This window comes from Campylobacter hyointestinalis subsp. hyointestinalis, from assembly GCF_013372145.1.
In the GTDB taxonomy this organism is placed as follows: Bacteria; Campylobacterota; Campylobacteria; order Campylobacterales; family Campylobacteraceae; genus Campylobacter; species Campylobacter hyointestinalis.
On the sequence record NZ_CP053827.1, the window covers coordinates 288,184 to 311,426 of the forward strand.

A 23,243-nucleotide genomic window follows, 5' to 3' on the forward strand; every position below is an offset into this window, starting at 1 on the left:
AAATATAGATTAAAGGAATACAATGCATTATGACGAGTTTAAACCTAGTGATTTAAATTTGATACTTATAGCTCAAAATGCCAAAAAATTTGGTATCGATTTTATGAGCAATCCACGTACTTTAGAACTATTATTTTCCAAAAAACAGACAAAGATCGCTCAGCCAAATTTAGAAGCTTTATCTCATATATTTGAAGTTTTAGAACGTATCAAACAAAATAGTCAGCTAAGCAATAAACCTTAAATCATATTTAAATTTATAAAAATATAAGCAAAAAAAAGATAAAATCCAAACTTCATTTCACATATGCTAATCCTTGTTTAGTTGCAGTTAATGTCGCTGTTAAGGAGCATAGAGGAATAAACTAATCAAATTTTTTAAGGAGAAACTCATGGTTACTATGAGAGATTTACTAGAGTGTGGTGTGCATTTTGGTCACCAAACAAGACGCTGGAATCCAAAGATGAAAAAATTCATTTTTGGCGAGAGAAAAGGTATCTATATAATAGATTTACAAAAGACTATTAGATACTTCAGATACACATATAATGTTGTTAGAGACGCTGCAGCTGAGGGCAAAACTATACTATTTGTCGGTACAAAAAAACAAGCTGGTATAGCAGTAAAAGAGTACGCAGAAAAATGCGGAATGCCTTATGTAAATCACAGATGGCTTGGTGGTATGATGACAAACTTTGGAACTATAAAACAATCAATAAGAAAACTTGAAGTTATAGAAGCTATGGAAGAAGACGGCTCTATAAACTTACTTACTAAAAAAGAAGCTTTGATGCTAAGACGCAAAAAAGAGAAGCTTTTAGCAACTCTTGGCGGTATCAGAAATATGAAAAGCTTACCTGATATGATGTTTATAATTGACACTGTAAAAGAGAAAATCGCAGTTGCTGAGGCAAACAAACTAAGAATGCCAGTAGTTGCTCCTATCGATACAAACTGCGATCCAGACACTATCGACTTCCCGATACCTGGAAATGACGATGCTATAAGAAGCGTTCAATTATTCTGCCAAGAGATGGCTGAAGCTATCAACGAAGGTAAGGCTTTAAGAGATCAAGACGAAACAGAGCAAGAAGTAGCTCCAGTAAGTCAAGAAGAAAAAGACGAAGTCGTGGCTGAGGCTATGAGCGAAGCTGATTTTGAGGAGCAATAATGGAAATAAGCGCAAGTATGGTAAAAGAGCTCCGTGAAAGTACCGGAGCTGGTATGATGGACTGCAAAAAGGCTCTCCAAGAATCAAATGGAGATATGCAAAAAGCAGTTGATATACTAAGAGAAAAAGGTCTTGGTAAAGCAGCCAAAAAAGCTGATCGTTTAGCGAGTGAAGGCCTTGTAAGCGTAGTCGTAAGTCAGGACAACAAGACTGCAACTATAACTGAGATTAACTCTGAAACTGATTTTGTGGCTAAAAATGCGACTTTTGTAGACCTAGTTAAAAACACAACTGTTCATGTTCAAAGCAACTCTATAAATACAGTTGAAGAGCTAAAAGAGAGTTCTATCAACGGTGTTAAATTTGAAGAGTATTTTCAAAGCCAGATCGCAACTATCGGCGAAAATTTGGTTGTAAGAAGATTTGAAACTATCAAAGCTGGAGTAAATGGCGCAGTTGCCGGATATATTCACTCAAATAGCCGTGTGGGCGTTTTGATAGGAGCAGCTTGCGACTCTGAGGCAACAGCTAGTAAAATTCATGATTTCCTAAGAAATCTTTGTATGCATGCTGCTGCTATGAAACCTCAAGTTATAAGCTATAAAGAGTTTGACCCTGAGTTTGTAGAAAAAGAGTATCTAGCTCTTAAAGGTGAGCTTGAAAAAGAAAATGAAGAGCTAGTTCGTCTTAAAAAACCTCTTCATAAAATACCGGAGTTTGCAAGCCGTGCTCAGCTAAATGATGAAATCATTGCAAAGGTTACTGAGCATTTAAAAGAAGAGCTTAAAAAACAAGGCAAACCTGAAGCTATCTGGGATAAAATCCTTCCTGGACAAATCGATAGATATATAGCGGATAATACTCAACTAGATCAACGCCTTACTCTTTTAGGACAATTTTATGTAATGGACGATAAAAAAACTATCGAACAAGTTATCGCTGAAGAAGCAAAAAAACTTGGCGGTAGCATCGAGATCGTAAGCTATGTACGCTTTGAAGTAGGCGAAGGCTTAGAGAAAAAGACAGAAGACTTTGCAGCTGAAGTAGCAGCTCAAATGGCTTAATAATGCTAAAAGCGGTAAATTTATCCCATAAATTTGACTATCCGCTTTTTAGTGATCTAAATTTAGATATAAATCCCGCCACTACCACAGCCATAACAGGCGTGAGTGGTAGCGGGAAATCTACTATCTTACATATTCTTTCCACGCTTTTAAAACCTGCTAGTGGCGAAGTTATATACAATGAAAAATCAATTTATAATATAAATGAAAATGAGCTTTTAAAAATTAGGCGCTTAGAATTTGGGATAATATTTCAAGCACACTATCTTTTTAAGGGTTTTAATGCTTACGAAAATATCGAGCTTGCAAACGTACTAAGCGGACATAAGATCAATATAGAACTTTTAAAAAAGTTAAAAATAGACCACGTGATGAACCAAAAAATCGGCGAACTTAGTGGCGGACAGCAACAAAGAGTTAGCATAGCAAGAGTTATGAGTAAAAAACCGCGTATTATATTTGCAGATGAGCCGACTGGAAATTTAGATAAAAATACGGCAAATGAAGTTATGGACGTGATATTTGACTACGTTAAAAATGAAAATGCTGCGCTTGTGATAGTAACACACGATGAAGATTTAGCAAGCAAGTGTGATTTTAAATTTAGGCTAAGTGAGCAAAAATTAGAGCAATTAAGCTAAATTTTGCTAAATTTATAAAAAATTAGAGCAAAATTATGGAGTTTGTCAATTTCTTAGGTCAAAATAATGTAGTAACATTTTTTCTTCTTTTTGTAAGAACTGGTGCATTGATGATATTTTTTCCATTTTTTAGCCATATGCAAATTCCAGTTGTTGTAAAAACCACTTTAGCTTTTATGCTTACTATTTTTTTATTTCCTTTAGCAGACTCTTCTTTAAACCTTGCAAATTTACAGATAGAATATCTCATATTAGAAACATTTGCTGAGCTTATGTTTGGACTTTGTGCTGGAGTGCTTTTGATGCTTGTTTTTGGAGCTATCCAGCTAGCAGGTGAACAGATATCAATGATAATGGGTTTTTCTATGGCTAGCGTTATAGATCCGCAAAGTGGTATGAACTCACCGCTTATCTCAAATATACTAAATTTCATAGTTTTGCTTGCATTTTTGCTATTTGATGGACATCATATCATATTGCAATTTATAGCTTATTCGCTAAATTTTATTCCGCTTGGTGGATTTTATCCAGATGAAAATATAGTAAGATATACCGCAAAAGGTGTCATGAATCTATTTTTATTTGGTTTTATTATATCGTTTCCTATTTTGGCACTATCTCTTTTAGCTGATCTTATCTTTGGTATGCTTATGAAAACTATGCCGCAGTTTAACCTTTTAGTCGTAGGTTTTCCTATAAAGATCGCAATAGGATTTGTAGTTTTAGCAGCTATAATCTCTGCTCTCGTAAAACTTTTTACCACTTTAATGATGAGAGTTTTTAATGATTTACCAAGCTTATTTTTTTAAATAAAGCTTTTAATAATGAAAAATAGCGTAAAATACATAAAATTATTGTGTAAGGGGCTAAAATGAAAGTTATTGTAGTAAATGATAATCCAGCTGTTTCTCGTCTTATCAATATAAGTCTTACAAGACTTGGCTATGAATTTAACGAAGTCAAAAATCTAGAAGATATAACTAGTAAGGATAATGAGCTACTAATATGCGATAGCTCTCTTTTTGATAAAGACGTAGATTATAGTTCTTATGCTAAAAATATTTTATATTTGGTTCCTAGAGGTAGTAAAATAGATGAAAATGCTCAAATATTGGAAAAACCATTTTTGCCGACGGATTTTATAGAGACTGTAGAAAAAATAATCAGCCCTAAAAATCACGATAAAGCTGAAGATAAAAATAGCGATTTTAACGATCTAGATGCTTATGATAACGTAAAGCTAGGAAATGAATTTGGAGAGTTTAAAGATATTAAAGACGCTGATTTTGAAGATAATCAAGATGAGATAGAAGCTTCAAATGATAGCTTTTTAGATCTTGATGATGACGATAAAGCGACTAATAACGCTTTAACTGATGAAAAATCAGATGAAAAATCAGAACCAGATGAAATACAAAACGATCAAGCTCAAAATACTCAAATACAAATAAAAGAAGACGAAAACGCGAAAGATGAGCTAGATGGTGATTTAAATTTAGATGATCTTGAAAGTGAAAAGATAGATGAGAATGGCGAAAAAGAAGATGAGCTTGATGAGCTAAATGATGAAGATGTTAAAGAGAATATCCAAACTAAAAATAGCGATAAAGAGCTTGATGAACTTAGTAGTATGATCGATGAGATAGACCAAATGGATCTAGATGCTAAAGATCTTAATGAAAACGATATAGAAGAGTATAGCGATATAAAAGAGCAAGATGTGGATGAATTTGCCTTTGAGGATATAGAAAGCTTAAAAGAAGATCTTGATTTGCAAGATATAGAAGATGAAAAACAAACTATAGTTGATGAACCAGAACAAGAAAATATAGATGACGATACTCAAAATTTGAAAGATTTAGAAGAAGATATGGAACCAAATGAAAATTTACAAAATCTCGATGAGATAAAAGAAGATGAGATAAAACAAGCTTTAGACGAGCCTATCATTGAGACAACGCAAAATCTACCACAGACAAAAGATGCATTGCCCGGCGAGTTGGCACAAAATATAGGAAAAGAGCTAGAAACTCTGCTAAGTAGTGGATCTTTAAAAGAGGTCTTAAAAGGACTAAATATAAAGATAAATATCAGTTTTGAGGAAAAAGAGTGAGCGGACAAATTCTTATCTTAAGTGGTCCTAGCGGAAGTGGAAAAAGTACGCTTTTATCAAAATTGATGAAGGAATTTGATGGTATTTATTTTTCCATTTCAAGCACTACTAGAAGTATAAGAGAAGGCGAGATTGCTGGAGTAAGCTATCATTATATCAGCGAAGATGAGTTTAAAAGGGGCATAGACGAGGGTAAATTTTTAGAATGGGCACAAGTACATAAGAATTATTATGGAACTAGTCTTGAGCCAGTTGAAGCAGCTCTAAAAGCTGGAAAGATCGTCATCTTTGATATAGACGTGCAAGGTTTTCATCTAGCACAAAAAAAATACGGCGAAATCATAACATCGGTTTTTGTCACTACCAAAAATAGAGACGAACTAAAAAAACGACTAAAACTTAGAGGTACTGATAGCGATGAAGTTATAGAAAATAGGCTTTTTAACGCCGCTACTGAGATGGCTCACATAAGTGAATACGACTACTTGATCATCAATGAAAATCTAGAAAAATCATATCTAGATTTAAGGGCTATTTTTAGCTCTCTTTTGGTAAAAGTCGAAAATTATGCCGTAAATCAAGTGATAGATGATTGGTGCAATAAGTAATTTATCTGTTTGTTAAATTTATAATTTTATGTTAGAATATTTTTAAAATTAAGGAGAAAATATGGGTAGTTTTAGTATGGGACACTGGCTAATAGTACTTGCTATAGTCGTTTTATTATTTGGAGCAAAAAAGATACCAGAACTAGCAAAAGGTGTCGGTAAAGGTATAAAAAGTTTTAAAAAAGAGATGGAAGATGAGCCAGTAGAAAAAATAGAAAAAGCTGAAGATACACAGAATGTTCAAAAACAAAACGAAACCACAAAGAACGTTTGATGAAAAACAGTGTTAAAGCTGAAATTTACAGTATTTTAGAGCGTGACTTTATCTTAGAAAAACCAAAAGATAAAAATTTAGCCCACTACGCAACTCCGCTTGCATTTAGCTTGGCTAAAGAGCTTAAAAAATCTCCTATGCTTATAGCGGAGGAAATTGCAAATAAATTTAAAAATAGCAAGTTGTTTGATGCTATCTCGATAAACGGATATCTAAATTTCAAGCTCAAAGGTGAGTTTTTAGATGATTTAGCAACCAAAGCTTTAAAACTTGATAACGCTTTTGGCACTAATATATCAAATAAAGAGAGTATCTTTATCGAGTATATCAGCGCAAATCCAACTGGACCTTTGCATATAGGGCATGTAAGAGGCGCGGTTTATGGCGATACATTAGCAAGGATAGCTAGACATATAGGAAAAGATGTTTTTACAGAGTACTATATAAATGATGCAGGAAATCAGATAGATCTACTTGGTGTATCCATAAGTCTTTTTGCCCGTGAAGTTTTATTTAGTGAAAATGTGCAGTATCCTGAGAAATATTATCGTGGCGAATATATCGAAGATATCGCTAGACTTGCGCTTGATAAATTTGGCAAAGAGATATTTTATGATGAAAGTAGAAATTTAGAGCTTGCAGAATTTGGTAAAGATGAGGTTTTGAAGGTCATTAAAAAAGATCTTAGCGACGTTGGTATATTTATAGAAAGCTGGGCTAGTGAAAAAGCGCTTTATGACGGTCTTGAACTAACTATAAAAAAGCTTGAAAATAGTGGTGAGATGTACGAAAAAGACGGTACTATCTATATAGCCTCTACAAAACTAGGCGATGACAACGATAGAGTTGTAGTAAGAAATGATGGTAGACCTACATATCTAGCTGGAGATATAGTTTATCACAATGCTAAATTTGAGAAGAATTTTGATCATTATATAAATATTTGGGGAGCAGATCATCACGGATATATAGCTAGGCTAAAAGCTGCTATACATTTTTTAGGTTATGATGAAAATCGTCTTGAAGTTATATTGATGCAGATGGTTAGCTTGTTAAAAGAGGGAAAACCGTTTAAGATGAGCAAGCGTGCAGGTACTAGTGTGCTTATGAGTGATATCTTAAGTGAGATAGGAAGCGACGCGCTTAGATTTATATTTATCTCAAAAGCAAATACGAGCAGTCTTGAGTTTGATATAGATGAGCTTAAAAAGCAAGATAGCTCAAACCCTATTTTTTATATAAATTACGCACACGCTAGAATAAATCAAATTTTCGCAAAAGCCAAAAAGTCACCTAGCGACGTCATAAATGCTGATCTTTCAAGCTTGGACGAAAATGCGAAAAATCTCCTTTTTGAAGCTCTTTTATTGCCTGAGGTTTTAGAAGATGCGTTTAGTTCAAGATCTTTACATAAGCTACCCGACTATCTTAAAACTTTAAGTGCGAGTTTCCATAAGTTCTATAATGAAAATCGCGTGGTAGGCGCTAGTAATGAAAATGAGTACTTAAAGCTATTTTCAGTCGTGGCTCTAAGCATTAAAGTAGCCCTAAATCTTATGGGGATCAAGGCAAAAGAGAAGATGGAGCATTGAGCTTGTAGATGATGCTATCTTTTAGCTCATCTACAAATCTTAAAAAATCAGCGTCCATATCTTTTTTCGCATGAAAAACTATACTTAGATCTCTTTTAAATTTGATATTTTTAATACGCACTTCATATAGATCTTTTGATAATGCAAATTTAGGTAAAACACTAAAAAATTTCTTACCTATCAAAGCTTTTTTTATCGCTTCTGTAGAGTTTATTTCCAAAGATATATTTAATCTTACGTCGCTTGGAATTTGAGATAAAAAAGTCTGCCTTGTACCTGAGCCATTTTCTCTTAATATCCAGCTAAATTTGGCCAACTCGTCGATATAAAACTCTTTATCCGCGTAATTTTTATCTCCTGTTACGACTACTAGCTCATCATCGCAAATTTTTATTTTTGAGATATTTTTATCGTAGATATCGCTCTCTATCACTCCTAAATCACATTTATGCTCTAACAACTCATTTACGATATCATACGTATTTTTTATGTTGAATTTGATGTTAAATTTATCATTTAGCTCTGCTATGATATCTGCTAAAAGATAGTTTCCGGTATTTTGGCTGGCTAAAATATTTAAATTTAAAATAGATCTGCTTTGCATTTTAAGCTCTACTTCTTTAAGCGAGTTATATATCGGTGTTATCATTTCGAGAAATGCTTTACCTTTTTGATTTAAGATGAGATTTTTATTTATTCTATCAAAAAGTAGCCCGTTTAACGAGTTTTCTAGCTCTTTTATGGAGTTTGAAAGTGCAGATTGTGATATATCAAATTCCTTTGCACTTGTGCTTACATTTTTTAGCTCACATAGCTTTAAGAAGTGTTCTATCTGTTTTATCGTCATATTTATCCATATATAAAATATATGATTATAACATAAAAAATATATTTTCCATATCAAAGTCATTTTTAGTATAATTCATAAAAAAAAGGAAAAATATGACTCATAAAGATATTTATATCAAAAGACGAGTAAAAGCTTGGATTTTTATGATGATACTTGGAGTTTGCGCTTATAGTCTTTCACTAACAGAACCGTTTGCAAAACTTGGTATATCAGCACTTATCATAGCTGTAGTTTTAGGTGCTTTTTTTGGAAATACCGCTCATTCTTTAGTCACTCTTGTGAGCAAAACAGGAGTTCTAGCTGTTTGTACAAAGCAAATTTTAAGACTTGGCGTTATATTTTACGGCTTTCGTATCACTATGGATGAAGCTTTAAGCGTAGGATTTGGCGGTGTTGTCTCGGCTGCGATCATTGTTTTTAGTACATTTTTACTTGGGTATTTCATAGGTATAAAACTCGGGCTTGATAAAAAATCGGCAGTTCTTATTAGCTCAGGCTCTAGTATATGTGGTGCGGCGGCCGTCTTGGCTACAAATAGTGTAGTAAACGCTGATTCAAACAGAGTCGCCGTGGCGATTTGTACGGTTGTCGTCTTTGGAAGCTTGGGAATGTTTCTATATCCTTTGATCTACAATCTTGGTTTTAGCGGACTTAGTGAGCTAGAAGCAGGGTTTATGAGCGGGGTTAGCTTACACGAAGTAGCTCACGCAGTAGCAGCGGGAAATGCCATAGGAGAAGACGGCGCTAGAGTTGCTGTCATTGTTAAGATGCTCAGAGTTTTGATGCTAGTGCCATTTTTGATCTTGTTAAGCGTGTTTAGCTTATATTTTTTATGCGAAAAGAAAAAAGGTGATAAAAGAGGGTCTTTCCCTTACTTCGCAGTTTGGTTTATAGTGGCTTTAGTGGTCGGCTCATTACCGTTTTTTCCTAGAGACACGCTGATGCCATTGATAAATTTATCTGATACGTTTATGCTATGCGTGGCGATGGGAGCTCTTGGGCTTACTATCACGAAAAATGCTTTAAAAAGTGCTGGAAAAATACCTTTTATATTGGCTACTATTTTGTTTTTTTGGTTGATGTTTTTAGGATTTATTTTGGCTAAAAGTTTTATTTGATAAGCCTTTTAAAATAGAAGAATTTAAAAGGCTGCAAATTTATTTTTTAAGATCTTTTAAAAATTCTTCTATATTGTATTTTGCTCTGTAAGCTTCGCTCATAAGATGGATCATGATATCGCCTAGGTCGATCACTGTCCAGTCATCGCTGCTCTCAACGCCTAGAAATTCTTCACCATTTGGTTTGAGTTCAGTTTTTAGATCGTCTAAAAGTGCGTAAGCATGGCGACCAGTAAGAGTCGTGGCTATGATGACGAATTTAGCTAAATATTCGCGACCTTGCATATCTACAACTTCGATATTTTCAGCTTTTTTTTCATCAAGTAGTTTCGTGATCCTATTTATCCTGTCTTGCATTTGTTTTTCCTCGTAAAATTTGATAACGTCCCTGCGTATAAGTTCTGGAACATTAGAAAAGTCAAGCTCGTCTCTGACTTTTGTCGATGAGATTTTAACATTTAAATCTAGTTTTTGCAAATTCGGCGGTACATAAATATCATCCCTTGAGGCGACTACGAACTTTACCAAGGTATTTAAAATGTTAAATTTATACCATTTTTCTAAATTTGCAAGCTGATCCGCGCCGATGATGAGATAGATCATACCCGGATTATAAATTTTTTTAAAATGCAAAACGCTTTCTAGGCTAGGTACGGCTCTATTTTGTTCTATTTCAAACTTACTAATCTCTACTTTTTTTAAATTTCCCCAAAGAGTTTCGCACCAAACAAGGCGTTTTTTGGGATCTGTGCTAAATTTAGATTTAAATGGATTTAAAAATGTTGGGACAATGATGAGCTTATCTATATCTAAAACTAGCAAAGCGGTTTTTACTATTGCGTTATGACCGTTATGAGGAGGATCAAAACTTCCGCCGAAAATTGCAATATTCAATATTTTTTAACCTTTTTTTTAGTAGAATTAAACTTAATTATACCCAAAAAAGGAATAAAATGGCGCTTAAAATTGCAATCAATGGTTTTGGAAGAATCGGTAGATGTGCTGCAAGAATTATATTAAATAATCCTGAGTATGAACTTGCTGTTATAAACGATACCGCTGAGCGAAAGATGACTAGATATCTACTGAAATACGACACCGTTCATGGCGAATTTGATAAAGAAGTAAATGTTATAGATAATAATTATATCGAAGTGGACGGTAAAAAGATCAGGGTTTATTCTACTCGTGAGATTGAGAGTTTAGATCTAGAGGGTATCGACGTTGTTTTAGAATGTACAGGTAAATTTCTCACAACTGAAAAATGTGAAGCATATCTAAAACAAGGCGCTAAAAAAGTAGTTATGAGCGCACCTGCAAAAGACGATACTCCTACTTTTGTCTTAGGTGTAAATTCAAACACTTATAAAGGCGAAAAGATAGTGTCAAATGCGAGCTGTACGACAAACTGTTTGGGTCCTGTTACTAGAGTATTAGAAGATCTTTATGGTATAGAGAAAGGTCTTATGACTACTATCCACGCTTATACAAACGGTCAAAGTTTAGTAGATGTAAAGTGCCGTGACTTTCGCCGTAGTAGAGCCGCTGCGGCAAATATAATACCTACTAGCACGGGCGCAGCAAAAGCTATGAAGCTTGTTATGCCAAGCTTGAACGGTAAGCTCCACGGACAGAGTGTTAGAGTTCCTGTGCCAAATGTTTCTATGGTCGATCTTACTGCGGTTTTGGGTAAAAGCGTGAGTAAAGAAGAGCTAAACGCTGCTTTTGTAAATGCTAGTAAGACAAGTCTAAAAGGCATTATGGCTGTTGATTTTGATGAAAGAGTTAGTAGCGATTTTAACACTTCTAATTACTCAAGCATAGTTGCAGCCGATCTTACTCAAGTAATTTGCGGCGATATGATAAAAGTTATGGCGTGGTATGATAATGAGTGGGGTTATACTTCAAGACTCGTAGAGATGGCTAAATTTATAAGCGAGAGATGATATGAGCGAGATAATTTCTATAAAAGATATAAATTTTAAAAGCGGTAGTAAGGTTTTTGTAAGATGCGATTTTAACACTCCTATGGATGAGTTTTATAATATCACAGATGACAGAAGGATCCGCTCAGCGATCCCTACTATCAGATACATTTTAGATCAAGGTTGCTCTGTTGTTTTGGCGAGTCATTTAGGACGTCCAAAAAACGGCTACGAAGAAAAGTTTTCTTTACTTCCAGTAGCAAAGAGGTTAGGCAGGCTTTTAGATAGAGATATAATCTTTGCTACTGATGTAGTAGGAAATGACGCAAAGAACAAAGTAGCTTCTTTAAAACAAGGAGAAGTTCTTTTACTAGAAAATCTTCGTTTCGAAAAAGGTGAAACGAAAGACGATGAAAACTTAGCTAAAGAGCTAAGTAAATTTGGGGATTATTACGTAAATGACGCTTTTGGAGTATGCCATAGAGCTCATAGCTCGGTTCATGCTATTACAAAACTATTTGACGATGAGCATAAGGCTGCTGGATTTTTACTGATAAAAGAGATTGAATTTGCTAGAAATTTGATAAAAAAACCGACTAGACCGTTTGTGGCAGTCGTGGGCGGAAGCAAGGTCAGCGGAAAGCTTCAAGCACTTACAAATTTACTTCCTAGAGTTGATAAACTCATCATCGGCGGCGGTATGGCGTTTACCTTTTTAAAGGCTATTGGTGAAAATATCGGAAATTCTCTTCTTGAAGAAGATCTTGTAGAAGAAGCTGCAAATATACTTAAAAAAGGACGCGAACTAGGCGTTAAAATTTATTTGCCAGTTGATGTAGTTGCGGCTCAAACATTTAGTGCTGACTCTGCTATAAAGTACGTCTCTGTTCAAGAAATTCCAAATGGTTGGATGGGGCTTGATATAGGTCCAGCTAGCATTAGACTATTTAGAGAAGTCTTGAGTGACGCGCAAACCATATGGTGGAATGGTCCTATGGGCGTGTTTGAGATGGATAAATTTAGCAAAGGTAGCATAAAAATGAGCCATGCTATAGCTGAGGGTTTTGCTACTTCAGTAGTCGGCGGTGGTGATACGGCTGATGTTGTAGAGCGCGCCGGAGACGCAGATGAGATGACGTTTATCTCGACTGGCGGTGGAGCGAGTTTGGAGCTTATAGAAGGCAAAGAGCTTCCAGGCGTTAAAGTATTGCTCAAAGCTGAATCTTGAGTCTGATAGCAGCACGAAGTGGATGCTTGCATACTCAAATAAATTTAGATAATAGACTAACATATCTGTTTTTACTAGAAGCATTAAAGGGTCATAAATGATATATGCGGCAAATTTGAAATGTAACCACACAAGAAGCGGTTTTTTGGAGTATGCAGGAGAGCTTGACAATAAAATAAGCGGTGAGAATGTGATAGTTTTTCCGCCTTCAAGCGCGTTTTTAGAAGCTAAGTTTAAATTTGTTCAAGGTGCACAGAACTTTTATCCGTGTGATAGTGGCTCATTTACCGGAGAGATAGGGGCAGCTATGCTTGATGAGTTTGGCATCACTACTGTCTTGATCGGACATAGCGAAAGAAGAGCTTTAGGAGAAGACGAGCCGTTTTTAAAGGCAAAATTTGATTTTGCAAAGCAAAAAGGCTGGGATATCATCTACTGTATAGGTGAAGATGATATAACTCATATGAACGGAAGTACAAAAGAGTTTTTAACAGATCAACTTGAAAATATCGACTTAGAATATGAAAATTTAGTCATAGCTTACGAGCCTATCTGGGCTATTGGTACTGGAAAAAGCGCAAATTCTGCGATCATAACAGATATTTTGGATTTTATATCTACAAAAACGACTGCGCCATTGCTTTATGGTGGAAGCGTAAATGAGAAAAATATATGTGATATAAAAGCTATAAAAAACTGCAACGGAGTTTTGGTAGGAACTGCAAGCTGGGACGCAAAAAACTTTATAAATTTGATAAAAGCTTAAATAAAAAGGAAAAAATAGTGGTAATGAATGGTAAAAAAGGACTTATAGTCGGCGTAGCAAATAAGATGAGCATAGCTTATGGCATCGCAAAAGCGTGTAAAGATCAGGGTGCAACTTTGGCTTTTACGTTTTTAAATGACGCTATCAAAAAGCGCGTTGAGCCTATCGCAACTGAGCTTGGAAGCTCTCTTATATATGAGCTTGACGTAAACAACAAAGAGCATTTAGACTCATTAGCAAGTAAGATAAAAGCTGATTTTGGGGATATCGATTTTATAGTTCATGCTGTTGCTTACGCTCCTAAAGAAGCTTTAGAGGGTGAGTTTATAGATACTACAAAAGAAGCATTTGACGTGGCTATGGGTACTAGTGTGTATTCGCTTATAAGCCTTACTAAAGCTGTTTTGCCTGTGCTAAAAGAGGGCGGTTCGGTGCTTACTTTAAGTTATCTTGGCGGAGCTAAGTTTGTGCCGCATTATAACGTAATGGGTGTGGCAAAAGCGGCTCTTGAGAGTAGCGTAAGATATCTTGCTCGCGACCTTGGAAAGAAAAATATAAGGGTAAATGCTATCTCAGCAGGCCCTATAAAAACACTAGCGGCTAGTGGAATAGGCGACTTTAAGATGATACTAAAATGGAATGAATGCAACGCTCCACTAAAAAGAAACGTTAGTATAGATGATGTTGGCAAAAGTGGAATGTATCTTTTAAGCGACCTTGCTAGTGGTGTTACGGGTGAAATTCACTACGTTGATGCAGGATATAATATAATGGGAATGGGCGACGCCGTAGTAGGCGAAAACGGCTCTACTGTCCTTGCGTGGGATAAATTCAAAGAGTAAATTTGATAAAAGTGTTTTATTAAAAACACTTTTCTTTTTGAGTAATTCTATTTAATTCTGGCAAATTAAGCTGGATATTTTGAATTTCATTTAAAGCATTTTTACAATATGAGTTCATATTTTCATTAAGTCCATAGTAAGCCCATACACCTTTTCTCTCAACACTTAAAAAGCCGGCGTCTTTTAGGATTTTTAAGTGCCTTGAAAGACGTGATTGTATCATTTGTAAAGAATTTTGTAAATCACATACGCAAAGAGTGCCATATTTGTGTAAAAAAGCTAGAATTTTTACTCTACTTTCATCATTCAAAGCCCCAGTAATTTTTAAAAAATCATCTAAATTTTCCATTTTATTCCTACAAAAATATATCTATTAATACTCCAAATATTATAGCGATAAAAAGCACACAAGAGATAAATATCAGTAAGAAATTCATTTTAAAAATGCGTTTTAGTAAGATGAGTTCTGGTAAAGAACAGCCTCCCCCAGATATTAAAAAGCTCATCACTGCTCCTAAAGATACGCCACAATCCATCAAAGATAGACCTATAGGGATGATGGCTTCGACTCTGATATAAAGCAAAACTCCGACAAAAGCAGCTATTACGACACTAAAGATCTCGAATTCTTGTAGATAAGTTTGCAAAAATTCTTTTGGAACAAAACCGTGGATAAGAGCTCCGATGCCCATACCTATGACGATATACGGAAGTAGTTTTTTATAATCTTTTAACACTTTTATAAATAGATCTTTATAGCTACTTTTAGTTTGAGAATTTAAGCTCTGTTTTTGAGTGCTAAAATTTATTATTTTAGTTTGGCAGCAGTTTTGTTTGCTTATATTGTGATGATTTGATGGCGTGAAATACTCTTTTTTGATAAAATCATCGTTTAAAAATTTATCAGAGTTAAATTTAGAAATACTCAAAGAAAATATAAAAACAAAAACGAAAATAAATAATATATAAAATAAGCTGAGTTTTAAACCAAAAGATATGACTAGCATAGCGATGATTATCGGGTTTACAAGTGGTGAGACTAAAAGATAAGCCACGCTCACTCCAAAGCTTACCCTTGCTTTTAGCAAAGCAATTAGCAAAGGTATGGTAGAGCAAGAGCAAAAAGGTGTTAAAGCTCCTAAAAACATAGCTTTGATATAGCTCAAAAGAGAGTTTGCACTTAGATATCTCTCTATTTTCTTAGAAAATTTCTGATTTAATAGTGCCACTATAAAAGCAATCGCGATAAATAAAACAGAAAGTTCAATAAAATAAAATATAAAAGCTTTAATGCTTTCAAGAAGTTTTTCTAACATCTATTCCCCTTATAAAATAAATTTTTGTAATCATATCATAAAAATTATAATATGTCAAGATATATTGATATATTATATTATTCTTTTGAATTAAAATAGAAATAACTAAGTTGGGGAAATGGGAGTACCCTAACTAAGGTGTTATTTATCTAATCATTATCTTTCAAAATCTCAGGTTCGCCAAATAGTCTTTTTAGCTCTCTCGCATTTGAGTTGAGTTGTGCTAGAAGAGGATCTTCGTCTTTTTTTGTGAAGACTGGTATGCTGAGTTTTGTCTCAATGTTTTGAGATTGTTCTATAGCTAACTTTTTATCTGGGACTTGAGGTAGCTCGCTTTCTAAAAGTTTTTGGACTGCTTTGTTTTCTTTATGCTCAGCTTCTACCTTTTTTATTTCTATTTTTGCGCTATTTCCAAAGCATTTGCGCAGTATTTCCATTATGATAGCAGATGACCTTCTAAGAATTTCTTGATTTTTACCGCTTGCACTTGAGTTTAGTATCAAAATATTATCTTTAAATTCGACAAATTTCACGCACTCATCAAAGCAACTTCCAAGATCAAAATCTCTATCGTAAATTTGATTTAAAAAGTCTTGATAAGGAGTTTGAATTTTCTTTATCTGTATTTGCTCTGGTGCTACTATGCTTGTTTGCACAAGCTCTAGTTTACTGTCTTTGAGCTCTTTTATAGCGTCATCTATGCTAGTTAGATTAAAAGCTTCAAGCATCATAAAAAGCGCTAAATACAAGGCAAACTCAGGATCACTGCCTTGACCTAGCATATTTTTTGTTTCAGACAATATCCTAAAAAATCGCTCAAAAATAAGTATAGAAAACTTTGAGTTTTGATTTATAAATTTATCTTTTAAATTTATAATGAGTTCGTCGATGATCAGCTCTGCGTCGCTTCGGCTAAGTTCTTTTAATAAATTTAAAAGAGTGTTTTTATCTCTGCTAGCTACTACTTCAAGGATCTCTTCTATCTTTTGCGGATCAAGAAGTCCAAGCATATCTGCGACTGATTTTTGACTAACGAATTCGTGAGAGAAGATAATGGCTTGATCAAGTAAAGTTAGAGTATCTCTAAGGCTTCCAGATCCACTTCTTGAGAGTATCTCAAGTGCTTTTTGTTCGTATTTTATACCTTCTTTGTTTAGTATAAACTCAAGATGTTTTAGTATATTTGACTTTGATATTGGTTTAAATCTAAAGTGCTGTGTACGTGAGAGTATCGTGGCTGGAAGCTTAAGCGGATCAGTGGTCGCTAGTATAAACTTTATGTATTCTGGCGGTTCTTCAAGTGTTTTTAGTAAAGCATTAAATGCTTCTTTTGTGAGCATATGAACTTCGTCGATGATAAAGATCTTAAATCTAGCGCTTGATGGAGAGTATTTTGTATGTTCGATGAGCTCTCTTATATCATCGATTTTTCTGTGACTAGCGGCGTCCATCTCGATGATGTCTAGGTGACGTCCTTCGTTTGCCATAATGCAGTTTGCACAAATCTCACAAGGATGCGAGCTGATACCTTTCTCACAAAGCAAAGCTTTGGCAAATATCCTAGCACTGCTTGTTTTACCACTTCCCCTTAATCCTGAAAAAAGATACGCATGACCAAGTCTGCTAGAGTCAAGTGCGTGAGATAAGCTATTAGCTACAACGTCTTGACCGATAAGCTCATCAAAGCTCTTTGGGCGGTATTTTAGGGCTAGTGCTTTCAAGCTTTTTCCTAATCGTTCATACTTCCAAGAAGCTCTTCGTTGCTAGCGGTTTTAAGCATTTTTGAGTATAAGAATTTGAGCGCTTCTACATCTTCCATTGTTGCTATGATATTTCTTATAGCCCAAATTTTGCCTAATTTGTCTGGACCTTGAAGAAGTTCGTCTTTTCTAGTACCTGATTTTAAGATGTTGATAGCTGGATAAATTCTCCTATCGCTGATGTTTCTATCTAGCACGATCTCGCTATTTCCAGTACCCTTAAACTCTTCAAATATCACGTCATCCATACGTGAGCCTGTGTCTATTAGAGCTGTTGCGACTATGGTTAGGCTTCCGCCATTTTCTATATTTCTTGCTGCACCGAAAAATCTTTTTGGTTTATGTAAAGCGTTTGCATCTACGCCACCACTTAATACCTTACCGCTACTTGGAGTTGCAGTGTTATAAGCACGAGCCAAACGAGTGATGCTATCAAGCAAGATCACTACATCTTTACCCATTTCTACTAAACGTTTTGCTTTTTCTATAACAAGCTCAGCGACCCTTACGTGATTTAGCGCAGGCAAGTCAAAAGTCGAGCTAAATACCTCTCCTCTTACTGAGCGTTCCATATCAGTAACTTCTTCTGGACGCTCATCTATAAGAAGAACTATGAGTTCAACTTCTGGATGATTTCTAGCTATCCCGTGAGCTAGTTCTTTCATAAGCTCGGTTTTACCTGTTCTTGGAGGAGCGACTATGAGTCCGCGCTGTCCTTTTCCTATCGGCGTAAAAAGGTCTAAAACGCGCCCAGTTAGCTTCATCGGGTCATATTCTAATTTCAATTTTTGAGTTGGAAAAATCGGTGTTAGGTTGTCAAATAGCGGTCTTTCTTTAGCTTCTTGGATGGATTTATAATTTATAGCTTCTATTTTTAAAAGAGCGTAATATTTTTCTTGTTCTCTTGGCTCTCTAACTTGTCCTGTTATGATATCTCCGACACGAAGAGCAAATTTTTTGATTTGGCTAAGACTTACGTATGTGTCATTTGCCGAGTCGCTTAAATTTGCATCTGTTGCCCTTAAAAATCCATATCCGTCTGGAACTATTTCTAAAATACCTGTAAATAGTATAAATCCACCTTGTTTTGTTTGTGCTTTTAGTATCTCAAATACGAGCTCTTGACGGCGAAATTCGCGTGGATTTTCCACTCCTACTTCGTCTGCTATGGCTACTAGGTTGTTAAGGTCGAGTTGTCTTAATTCTTCGATTTTGTATCCATCAACTGGAATATGAGTACGCGAATGTTGCTTTTTATTGTTCCCTGCGTTGTAGGATTGCTCTTTGACATTGTCTTTATTTTCCATTAAACCTCTTTAAATTTTTGTGATAATATGCAGTCACAATGAATAAAATATGTAGTTTTGAAGTTGAGATTTTATACAAAAAATATAAACTTGTCAAGATTGATGCCTTAATATCATCAGATTAACGCCGTATTTTAAATTTTAATAATCAAGACAAGTTCGGCTGAATTATTTTTTTGATTTAGTACCATCCAAATAATGATTTGTTTGTATCTAAGTGTGAAATTTTAGTTAAATCTTCATCATCAAGACTAAAATCAAAAATATCTATATTTTCTATCATTCTGCTTTTTTTGCTGGTTTTTGGGATAGCGATGATGCCGTTTTGTATCAAGTATCTAAGCCCGATTTGTGCTATAGTTTTACCGTGTTTTTTAGCAATTTTGTCTAAAACAAGATTTGAAAAATACCCGTTTTTGCCGTTTGCAAAAGGACTCCAAGCCTCTAAACGCGTATCTTTCATGACTGCTCTTAGTTCTTTTTGCATAAAAAACACATGAGTTTCCATTTGGTTTATCATAGGCGTTATTTTGACATCTTTTACAAAATCAACATATTTTTTAGCGGTAAAATTTGAAATCCCAATAGCCCTTAAAATGCCGTTTTCATAGAGCTCTTCCATAGCTTTATACATCTGTTTTGAGCTAGAATACGCCCCGTGTATAAGAAGTAGGTCTATATATTCAAGCTTAAGCTTTTTAAGGGCTACATTTATGGACTTTAAAGTCTCTTTATAGCTCATATTTTGTGATAGTTTTGTAGTGATGAAGAGCTCTTGTAATGGCACTTTGCTTATGCGCAAAGCTTCTCCTACCTCTTCTTCATTGCCATACATTTGGGCTGTGTCTATAAGCCTATATCCTACGCTTAGCGCGTCTAAAACGCATTTGGTAGTATCGCTCAAATCATATGTTCCATAGCCTAAAATAGGCATTTTTACGCCATTATTTAAAATTACGCTTGGAATTTGTGGCTTGTTTGTAGCAAATAAATTTGAGTTCATAAGCGCTAATCCTCCGCTAAATTTGACTAAATTTGATATAAATTCTCTTCTTGTTTGCATTTTGTACTCCTTGTTTATTATACAATAAAAGTAAAAAATAAAAGTAGAACGATACTCCAGATCTCTTGCCTTATCCTATAAAAATCGTTTTTTAAATTTATTTGTGACAAAAATAAAACAGATTATTTTATACCTTAAGCGATATTTTTATATAATTATCTAAATTTAAAATATGGATCTTTATGGGTAAATTTAAATGTCTTCATTGTAAAAGCGAGTTTGATACTAGCGGTGCGATTTTAGACGAAAATGGCAATGAATTTTGCTGTAATGGCTGTAAAAATGTATTTGCTTTTTTGAGTTCAAATGGGCTTGATGAGTTTTACGATAGGCTTGGAAAACAGACGCATATAAAAGCAAAAAAAGTAGAAGAGTTTAAAGATGAGTCTAGTAAAAGTTTTTACAAAAATTATGTTAAAAATAGCAACGGCTTTTGCGAAATTTATCTTATTATAGAAGGAATTCACTGCTCAGCTTGCGTATGGCTAAATGAAAAAGTTTTATCAAATTTAAATGGCATAGTCGAAATAGAAATAAATACCGCATCAAATAAGGCTCACATAAAATGGGACGATAGCATAGTAAAATTGCCTGAAATTTTAAATATGATTATGGCTATTGGCTACAATCCTGTGCCTTATGACCCAAACAAAGCAGAGGCAAGAGCTTCGCAAAAAAGAAGGGAATTTTATGCAAAAATGCTTACTGGGCTTTTTTGCACGATGAATATAATGTGGATTGCAGTAGCACTTTACTCTGGATATTTTAGCGGAATGAGTAGTGAGATAAAAGACATCTTGCATTTTGCTGAGTTTGTTCTTTCTAGCCCTGTGCTTTTTTATACCGGTAGTGAGTTTTTTAAATCTGCTTATTTGGGGCTGAAAAACAAAAGAGTAGGTATGGATTTAAGTGTAGCTGTCGGGGCTAGCATGGCGTATTTTTACTCAGTTTATGCGATGCTTTCACGCAGTGGCGAAGTATATTTTGATAGTGTAGCGATGATAATCACCTTTGTGTTTATAGGGAAATTTTTAGAGGTTATAAGCAAAAAAAGAGCTATTGATAACTTAGATAGTTTAAGCGGTATGCTAGTTAGTGAAGTTAGCGTGAAAAATGGTGATGATTATGAGCTAAAAAGCGTCAATGATGTAAAAATAGGCGATATCTTAGCTTTGCGTCAGTCAGAAAGAGTTCAGATAGATGGTATTGTAAAAAGTGGAGTTGGGAGCTTTGATTATTCGAGTTTGAGTGGTGAGAGCTTGCCTGTGCTGTTAAAAAGTGGTGATGAGATAATAAGCGGTGCGATATGTGTAGATGGAGCTTTGGAGTATGAAGCAAAGAAAACTTTTGAAAGTTCTATGCTTAGTAAAATCATCTCTTTGCTTGAAAATGCAAGTTTTAAAAAGCCACGCATCGAAGAGTTTGCAAATCAAATTTCGGGTAAATTTTCTATTGTAATTTTGCTTTTAGGAATGCTTACATTTATATTTTGGAGCTTTAACTCTAGTGTGTCAAATGCAGTAATCATCGCTGTTTCTGTTATAATCATCGCTTGTCCTTGTGCTCTGAGCTTAGCTACGCCAGTAGCTAGCTTGATAGGTCTTGGGGTGAGCTTGAAAAAAGGTGTGATATTTAAAGAAGCAAGGATATTAGAGAGTTTAGCAAAGTGCAAATGTATAGTTTTTGATAAAACTGGCACTCTTACTAAAGCTAAACTGACTTTGGTAAAAGCTACTAAATTTGAAGAATTTGATGAAAACTTGCTTTATTCTTTGCTTAGTGTTTCTACTCATCCAGTAAGCGTTGCACTTAAAAGCTCATTAGAGGGGAAAATTTACCCTTTACAAGAAGTGCAAAATGTATTGGCTCGTGGAGTAAAAGCTAAATTTAATGGTATTAGCTTAGTTGGTGGAAGTAGTGAGTTTATGCGTGAGCTTGGAATTTATGCAGATTTTAGTGATGCGAATTATTGTTTTGCGATAAATGGTAGAGTGGTTGCTTTGTTTGAGCTAGAAGACGAGCTAAGAAGTGATGCAAAAGATGTCATAACAAAGCTGATAGATAGCGGTTTTAAGGTCGTTATGCTGACTGGAGATGATAAAAAAGTAGCTAAAAAAGTAGCTAAAACACTTGGTATAGATGAGTTTTATGCTGGAGTTGATCCTATTAGAAAATCTGCTATCATAAAAGAGTTAAATTTAAATATGCCTACTGTTATGGTAGGAGATGGTATAAATGACAGCGTTGCGCTGAGCATGGCAAGTGTGGGTATATGCCTTGGAAGTGGCGCTGCTATCAGCGTAGAAAAAAGCGATGTTATCTTGCTAAATGATAATCTAAGTAGCCTAAAAGATGCCATAGATATCTCTAGATATACATTTAAAGCTATTAAACAAAATCTCGCTTTTTCGCTTATTTATAACGCTATAACCGTGCCTCTAGCTATGGCAGGGTTCATCATACCGCTATTTGCTGCACTTTCTATGTCTTTTAGCTCGGTAATAGTTGTTTTAAACTCATCTAAGATCAAATTTAAAGGTTAAAAATGGGAGCGATCATAGCTATAATGCTTGGAATTTCTACATTTCTTGGAGCCTTGGCTCTTTTTGGGCTAATTTGGGGTGTGAAAAATAGACAATTTGATGATTATTCCAAATTTTTAGATGGTACAAAGTATGATAGCGAGGATTCACTCAATGATGCATATAAGATGGAAAAAAGAAAAGAAGAGCTTATAAAAAAGAAAAAAGAAAGCGGTTATCGCCCACCTGATTAAAGTAAATTTGCACCCAAATTTGATAAATTTAGGATGCAAATTTTACTAAAAGCTTATTTTAAAGTTGAGATATAGTCATTAACTGCGACCATATCAGCTTCGCTTAGTGGAGCCATTTGACCTTTCATAATTCCGCCCATACCAACTTTACCTTTACCGCCATTTAATGTTCCGTCTTTGTATGCTTTCATATCTGCTAGACGTGTTGCAGCATCTATCTCAGTGAGTACTGGAACTTTATTTAGGTATTTTTTCTCAGCTTTTGCGCCGTGGCAAACTGCGCATTTTTTGAAAATAGTCGCGCCATCAGCCGCAAAAGCGCTACATGCGAAAGCAGCTATAACAGAAACAAATAAAATCTTTTTCATTTTTTGTCCTTAATAAATAGAAATGTTCGTTATTATAATGATAAAAGGCTAAATTTTCGTTTAATAGAATTTGTATAATAAATGCTTAAGATTTGCGGTGATTGCGGATAAAAAAAGCAGCGATTTCGCTGCTTAATATTATTTCAAAGTTGAAATATAGTCATTGACAGCAGCCATATCAGCTTCGCTTAGTGTAGCCATTTGACCTTTCATTACGCCGCCCATTCCAAATTTACCTTTACCGCCTTCTACTGTGCCAGCTTTATACTCTTTCATAAGAGCAAGTCTCTCAGCAGCGTCTACCGTAGTAAGTACTGGAACTTTGTTTAGATAGCTTTTCTCAGCTTTTGCGCCGTGACAAGCTTTACATTTGTTAAAAATAGTCGCACCATCAGCAGCGTACAAACTACAGCTCAAAGCAGCAAGTGCAGAGATAAATAAAATTTTTCTCATAATAATC

General features: G+C 34.9%; 25 protein-coding genes. 16 read left to right on the forward strand and 9 right to left on the reverse strand.

Going from position 1 to position 23,243, the window contains the following annotated elements:
* Positions 1-22 precede the first annotated feature (22 nt).
* The 9 genes from CHHT_RS01585 (at position 23) to argS (ending at position 7,464) form a co-directional block, all read left to right on the forward strand.
* Complete coding sequence (locus tag CHHT_RS01585; RefSeq protein ID WP_034962401.1) at positions 23-244, forward strand: hypothetical protein; 222 nt, start codon at positions 23-25, stop codon at positions 242-244.
* 148 nt (positions 245-392) lie between these two features.
* The gene (gene rpsB, locus CHHT_RS01590; RefSeq protein ID WP_034962398.1) at positions 393-1,172 is read left to right on the forward strand and encodes a 30S ribosomal protein S2; all 780 of its coding nucleotides are present in this window, start codon (positions 393-395) and stop codon (positions 1,170-1,172) included.
* Positions 1,172-2,236, forward strand: coding sequence for a translation elongation factor Ts (gene tsf, locus CHHT_RS01595; RefSeq protein ID WP_034962396.1), 1,065 nt, complete (start codon positions 1,172-1,174; stop codon positions 2,234-2,236). Before rpsB ends, tsf begins: the two co-directional genes overlap by 1 nt.
* 2 nt (positions 2,237-2,238) lie before the next feature.
* Positions 2,239-2,877, forward strand: a complete 639-nt coding sequence (locus CHHT_RS01600; protein ID WP_034962393.1) for an ABC transporter ATP-binding protein — start codon at positions 2,239-2,241, stop codon at positions 2,875-2,877.
* Between the two features lie 35 nt (positions 2,878-2,912).
* Positions 2,913-3,686, forward strand: a complete 774-nt coding sequence (gene fliR / locus CHHT_RS01605; RefSeq protein ID WP_034962391.1) for a flagellar biosynthetic protein FliR — start codon at positions 2,913-2,915, stop codon at positions 3,684-3,686.
* Positions 3,687-3,748: 62 nt separating this feature from the next.
* Positions 3,749-4,990, forward strand: a complete 1,242-nt coding sequence (locus tag CHHT_RS01610; RefSeq protein WP_034962389.1) for a hypothetical protein — start codon at positions 3,749-3,751, stop codon at positions 4,988-4,990.
* Positions 4,987-5,598, forward strand: coding sequence for a guanylate kinase (gene gmk, locus CHHT_RS01615; RefSeq protein WP_034962387.1), 612 nt, complete (start codon positions 4,987-4,989; stop codon positions 5,596-5,598). The genes CHHT_RS01610 and gmk overlap by 4 nt, the downstream gene beginning before the upstream one ends.
* A 61-nt stretch (positions 5,599-5,659) precedes the next feature.
* Entirely contained in the window at positions 5,660-5,872 is a 213-nt protein-coding gene (tatA, locus tag CHHT_RS01620; protein WP_034962385.1) for a twin-arginine translocase TatA/TatE family subunit, read from the forward strand.
* Positions 5,872-7,464 carry an arginine--tRNA ligase gene (argS, locus tag CHHT_RS01625; RefSeq protein WP_034962381.1) on the forward strand — a complete coding sequence of 531 codons (1,593 nt, stop codon included), beginning with the start codon at positions 5,872-5,874 and terminating at the stop codon, positions 7,462-7,464. The genes tatA and argS overlap by 1 nt, the downstream gene beginning before the upstream one ends.
* Here the strand turns inward: argS and CHHT_RS01630 are convergent.
* A complete protein-coding gene (locus CHHT_RS01630; protein WP_034962378.1) occupies positions 7,436-8,311 on the reverse strand; it encodes a LysR family transcriptional regulator in 876 nt (291 codons plus the stop codon). The genes argS and CHHT_RS01630 overlap by 29 nt on opposite strands.
* A gap of 95 nt (positions 8,312-8,406) precedes the next feature.
* Here CHHT_RS01630 and CHHT_RS01635 point away from each other — a divergent pair, with 95 nt between their 5' ends.
* Positions 8,407-9,432, forward strand: a complete 1,026-nt coding sequence (locus tag CHHT_RS01635; RefSeq protein ID WP_034962376.1) for a YeiH family protein — start codon at positions 8,407-8,409, stop codon at positions 9,430-9,432.
* A gap of 39 nt (positions 9,433-9,471) precedes the next feature.
* Here CHHT_RS01635 and nadD read toward each other — a convergent pair whose 3' ends face one another.
* Entirely contained in the window at positions 9,472-10,326 is an 855-nt protein-coding gene (nadD, locus tag CHHT_RS01640; RefSeq protein ID WP_034962375.1) for a nicotinate (nicotinamide) nucleotide adenylyltransferase, read from the reverse strand.
* Between the two features lie 59 nt (positions 10,327-10,385).
* Here nadD and gap point away from each other — a divergent pair, with 59 nt between their 5' ends.
* From gap to fabI, 4 genes are all read left to right on the forward strand, one after another.
* Positions 10,386-11,378, forward strand: a complete 993-nt coding sequence (gene gap / locus CHHT_RS01645) for a type I glyceraldehyde-3-phosphate dehydrogenase (RefSeq protein ID WP_034962373.1) — start codon at positions 10,386-10,388, stop codon at positions 11,376-11,378.
* 1 nt (position 11,379) lies between these two features.
* On the forward strand, positions 11,380-12,585 hold the full coding sequence (locus CHHT_RS01650) for a phosphoglycerate kinase (protein WP_034962371.1): 1,206 nt from the start codon (positions 11,380-11,382) through the stop codon (positions 12,583-12,585).
* 97 nt (positions 12,586-12,682) lie between these two features.
* Positions 12,683-13,351: a triose-phosphate isomerase gene (locus CHHT_RS01655; RefSeq protein ID WP_034962368.1), complete on the forward strand. Its 669-nt coding sequence runs from the start codon at positions 12,683-12,685 to the stop codon at positions 13,349-13,351.
* A gap of 17 nt (positions 13,352-13,368) precedes the next feature.
* Positions 13,369-14,193 (forward strand): enoyl-ACP reductase FabI, encoded by an 825-nt coding sequence (fabI, locus tag CHHT_RS01660; protein WP_059429585.1) that lies wholly within the window; start codon positions 13,369-13,371, stop codon positions 14,191-14,193.
* 19 nt (positions 14,194-14,212) lie between these two features.
* Here the strand turns inward: fabI and CHHT_RS01665 are convergent, their stop codons facing one another.
* The 5 genes from CHHT_RS01665 to CHHT_RS01685 form a co-directional block, all read right to left on the reverse strand.
* Positions 14,213-14,542, reverse strand: coding sequence for an ArsR/SmtB family transcription factor (locus CHHT_RS01665; RefSeq protein WP_034962366.1), 330 nt, complete (start codon positions 14,540-14,542; stop codon positions 14,213-14,215).
* A gap of 7 nt (positions 14,543-14,549) precedes the next feature.
* The gene (locus tag CHHT_RS01670; RefSeq protein WP_034962361.1) at positions 14,550-15,509 is read right to left on the reverse strand and encodes a permease; all 960 of its coding nucleotides are present in this window, start codon (positions 15,507-15,509) and stop codon (positions 14,550-14,552) included.
* Between the two features lie 149 nt (positions 15,510-15,658).
* A complete protein-coding gene (locus tag CHHT_RS01675; RefSeq protein WP_034962359.1) occupies positions 15,659-17,230 on the reverse strand; it encodes a DNA polymerase III subunit gamma/tau in 1,572 nt (523 codons plus the stop codon).
* An 8-nt stretch (positions 17,231-17,238) separates the two neighbouring features.
* A complete protein-coding gene (gene rho / locus CHHT_RS01680; RefSeq protein ID WP_059425916.1) occupies positions 17,239-18,576 on the reverse strand; it encodes a transcription termination factor Rho in 1,338 nt (445 codons plus the stop codon).
* A 181-nt stretch (positions 18,577-18,757) separates the two neighbouring features.
* Positions 18,758-19,639, reverse strand: a complete 882-nt coding sequence (locus tag CHHT_RS01685) for an aldo/keto reductase (RefSeq protein WP_234945121.1) — start codon at positions 19,637-19,639, stop codon at positions 18,758-18,760.
* Between the two features lie 182 nt (positions 19,640-19,821).
* Here CHHT_RS01685 and CHHT_RS01690 point away from each other — a divergent pair, with 182 nt between their 5' ends.
* Positions 19,822-22,182 (forward strand): heavy metal translocating P-type ATPase, encoded by a 2,361-nt coding sequence (locus tag CHHT_RS01690; protein ID WP_034962357.1) that lies wholly within the window; start codon positions 19,822-19,824, stop codon positions 22,180-22,182.
* 2 nt (positions 22,183-22,184) lie between these two features.
* A complete protein-coding gene (ccoS, locus tag CHHT_RS01695; RefSeq protein WP_034962355.1) occupies positions 22,185-22,415 on the forward strand; it encodes a cbb3-type cytochrome oxidase assembly protein CcoS in 231 nt (76 codons plus the stop codon).
* A gap of 53 nt (positions 22,416-22,468) precedes the next feature.
* Here the strand turns inward: ccoS and CHHT_RS01700 are convergent, their stop codons facing one another.
* A complete protein-coding gene (locus CHHT_RS01700) occupies positions 22,469-22,783 on the reverse strand; it encodes a c-type cytochrome (protein WP_034962352.1) in 315 nt (104 codons plus the stop codon).
* A gap of 138 nt (positions 22,784-22,921) precedes the next feature.
* Positions 22,922-23,236, reverse strand: a complete 315-nt coding sequence (locus CHHT_RS01705; RefSeq protein ID WP_034962350.1) for a c-type cytochrome — start codon at positions 23,234-23,236, stop codon at positions 22,922-22,924.
* Positions 23,237-23,243 lie beyond the last annotated feature (7 nt).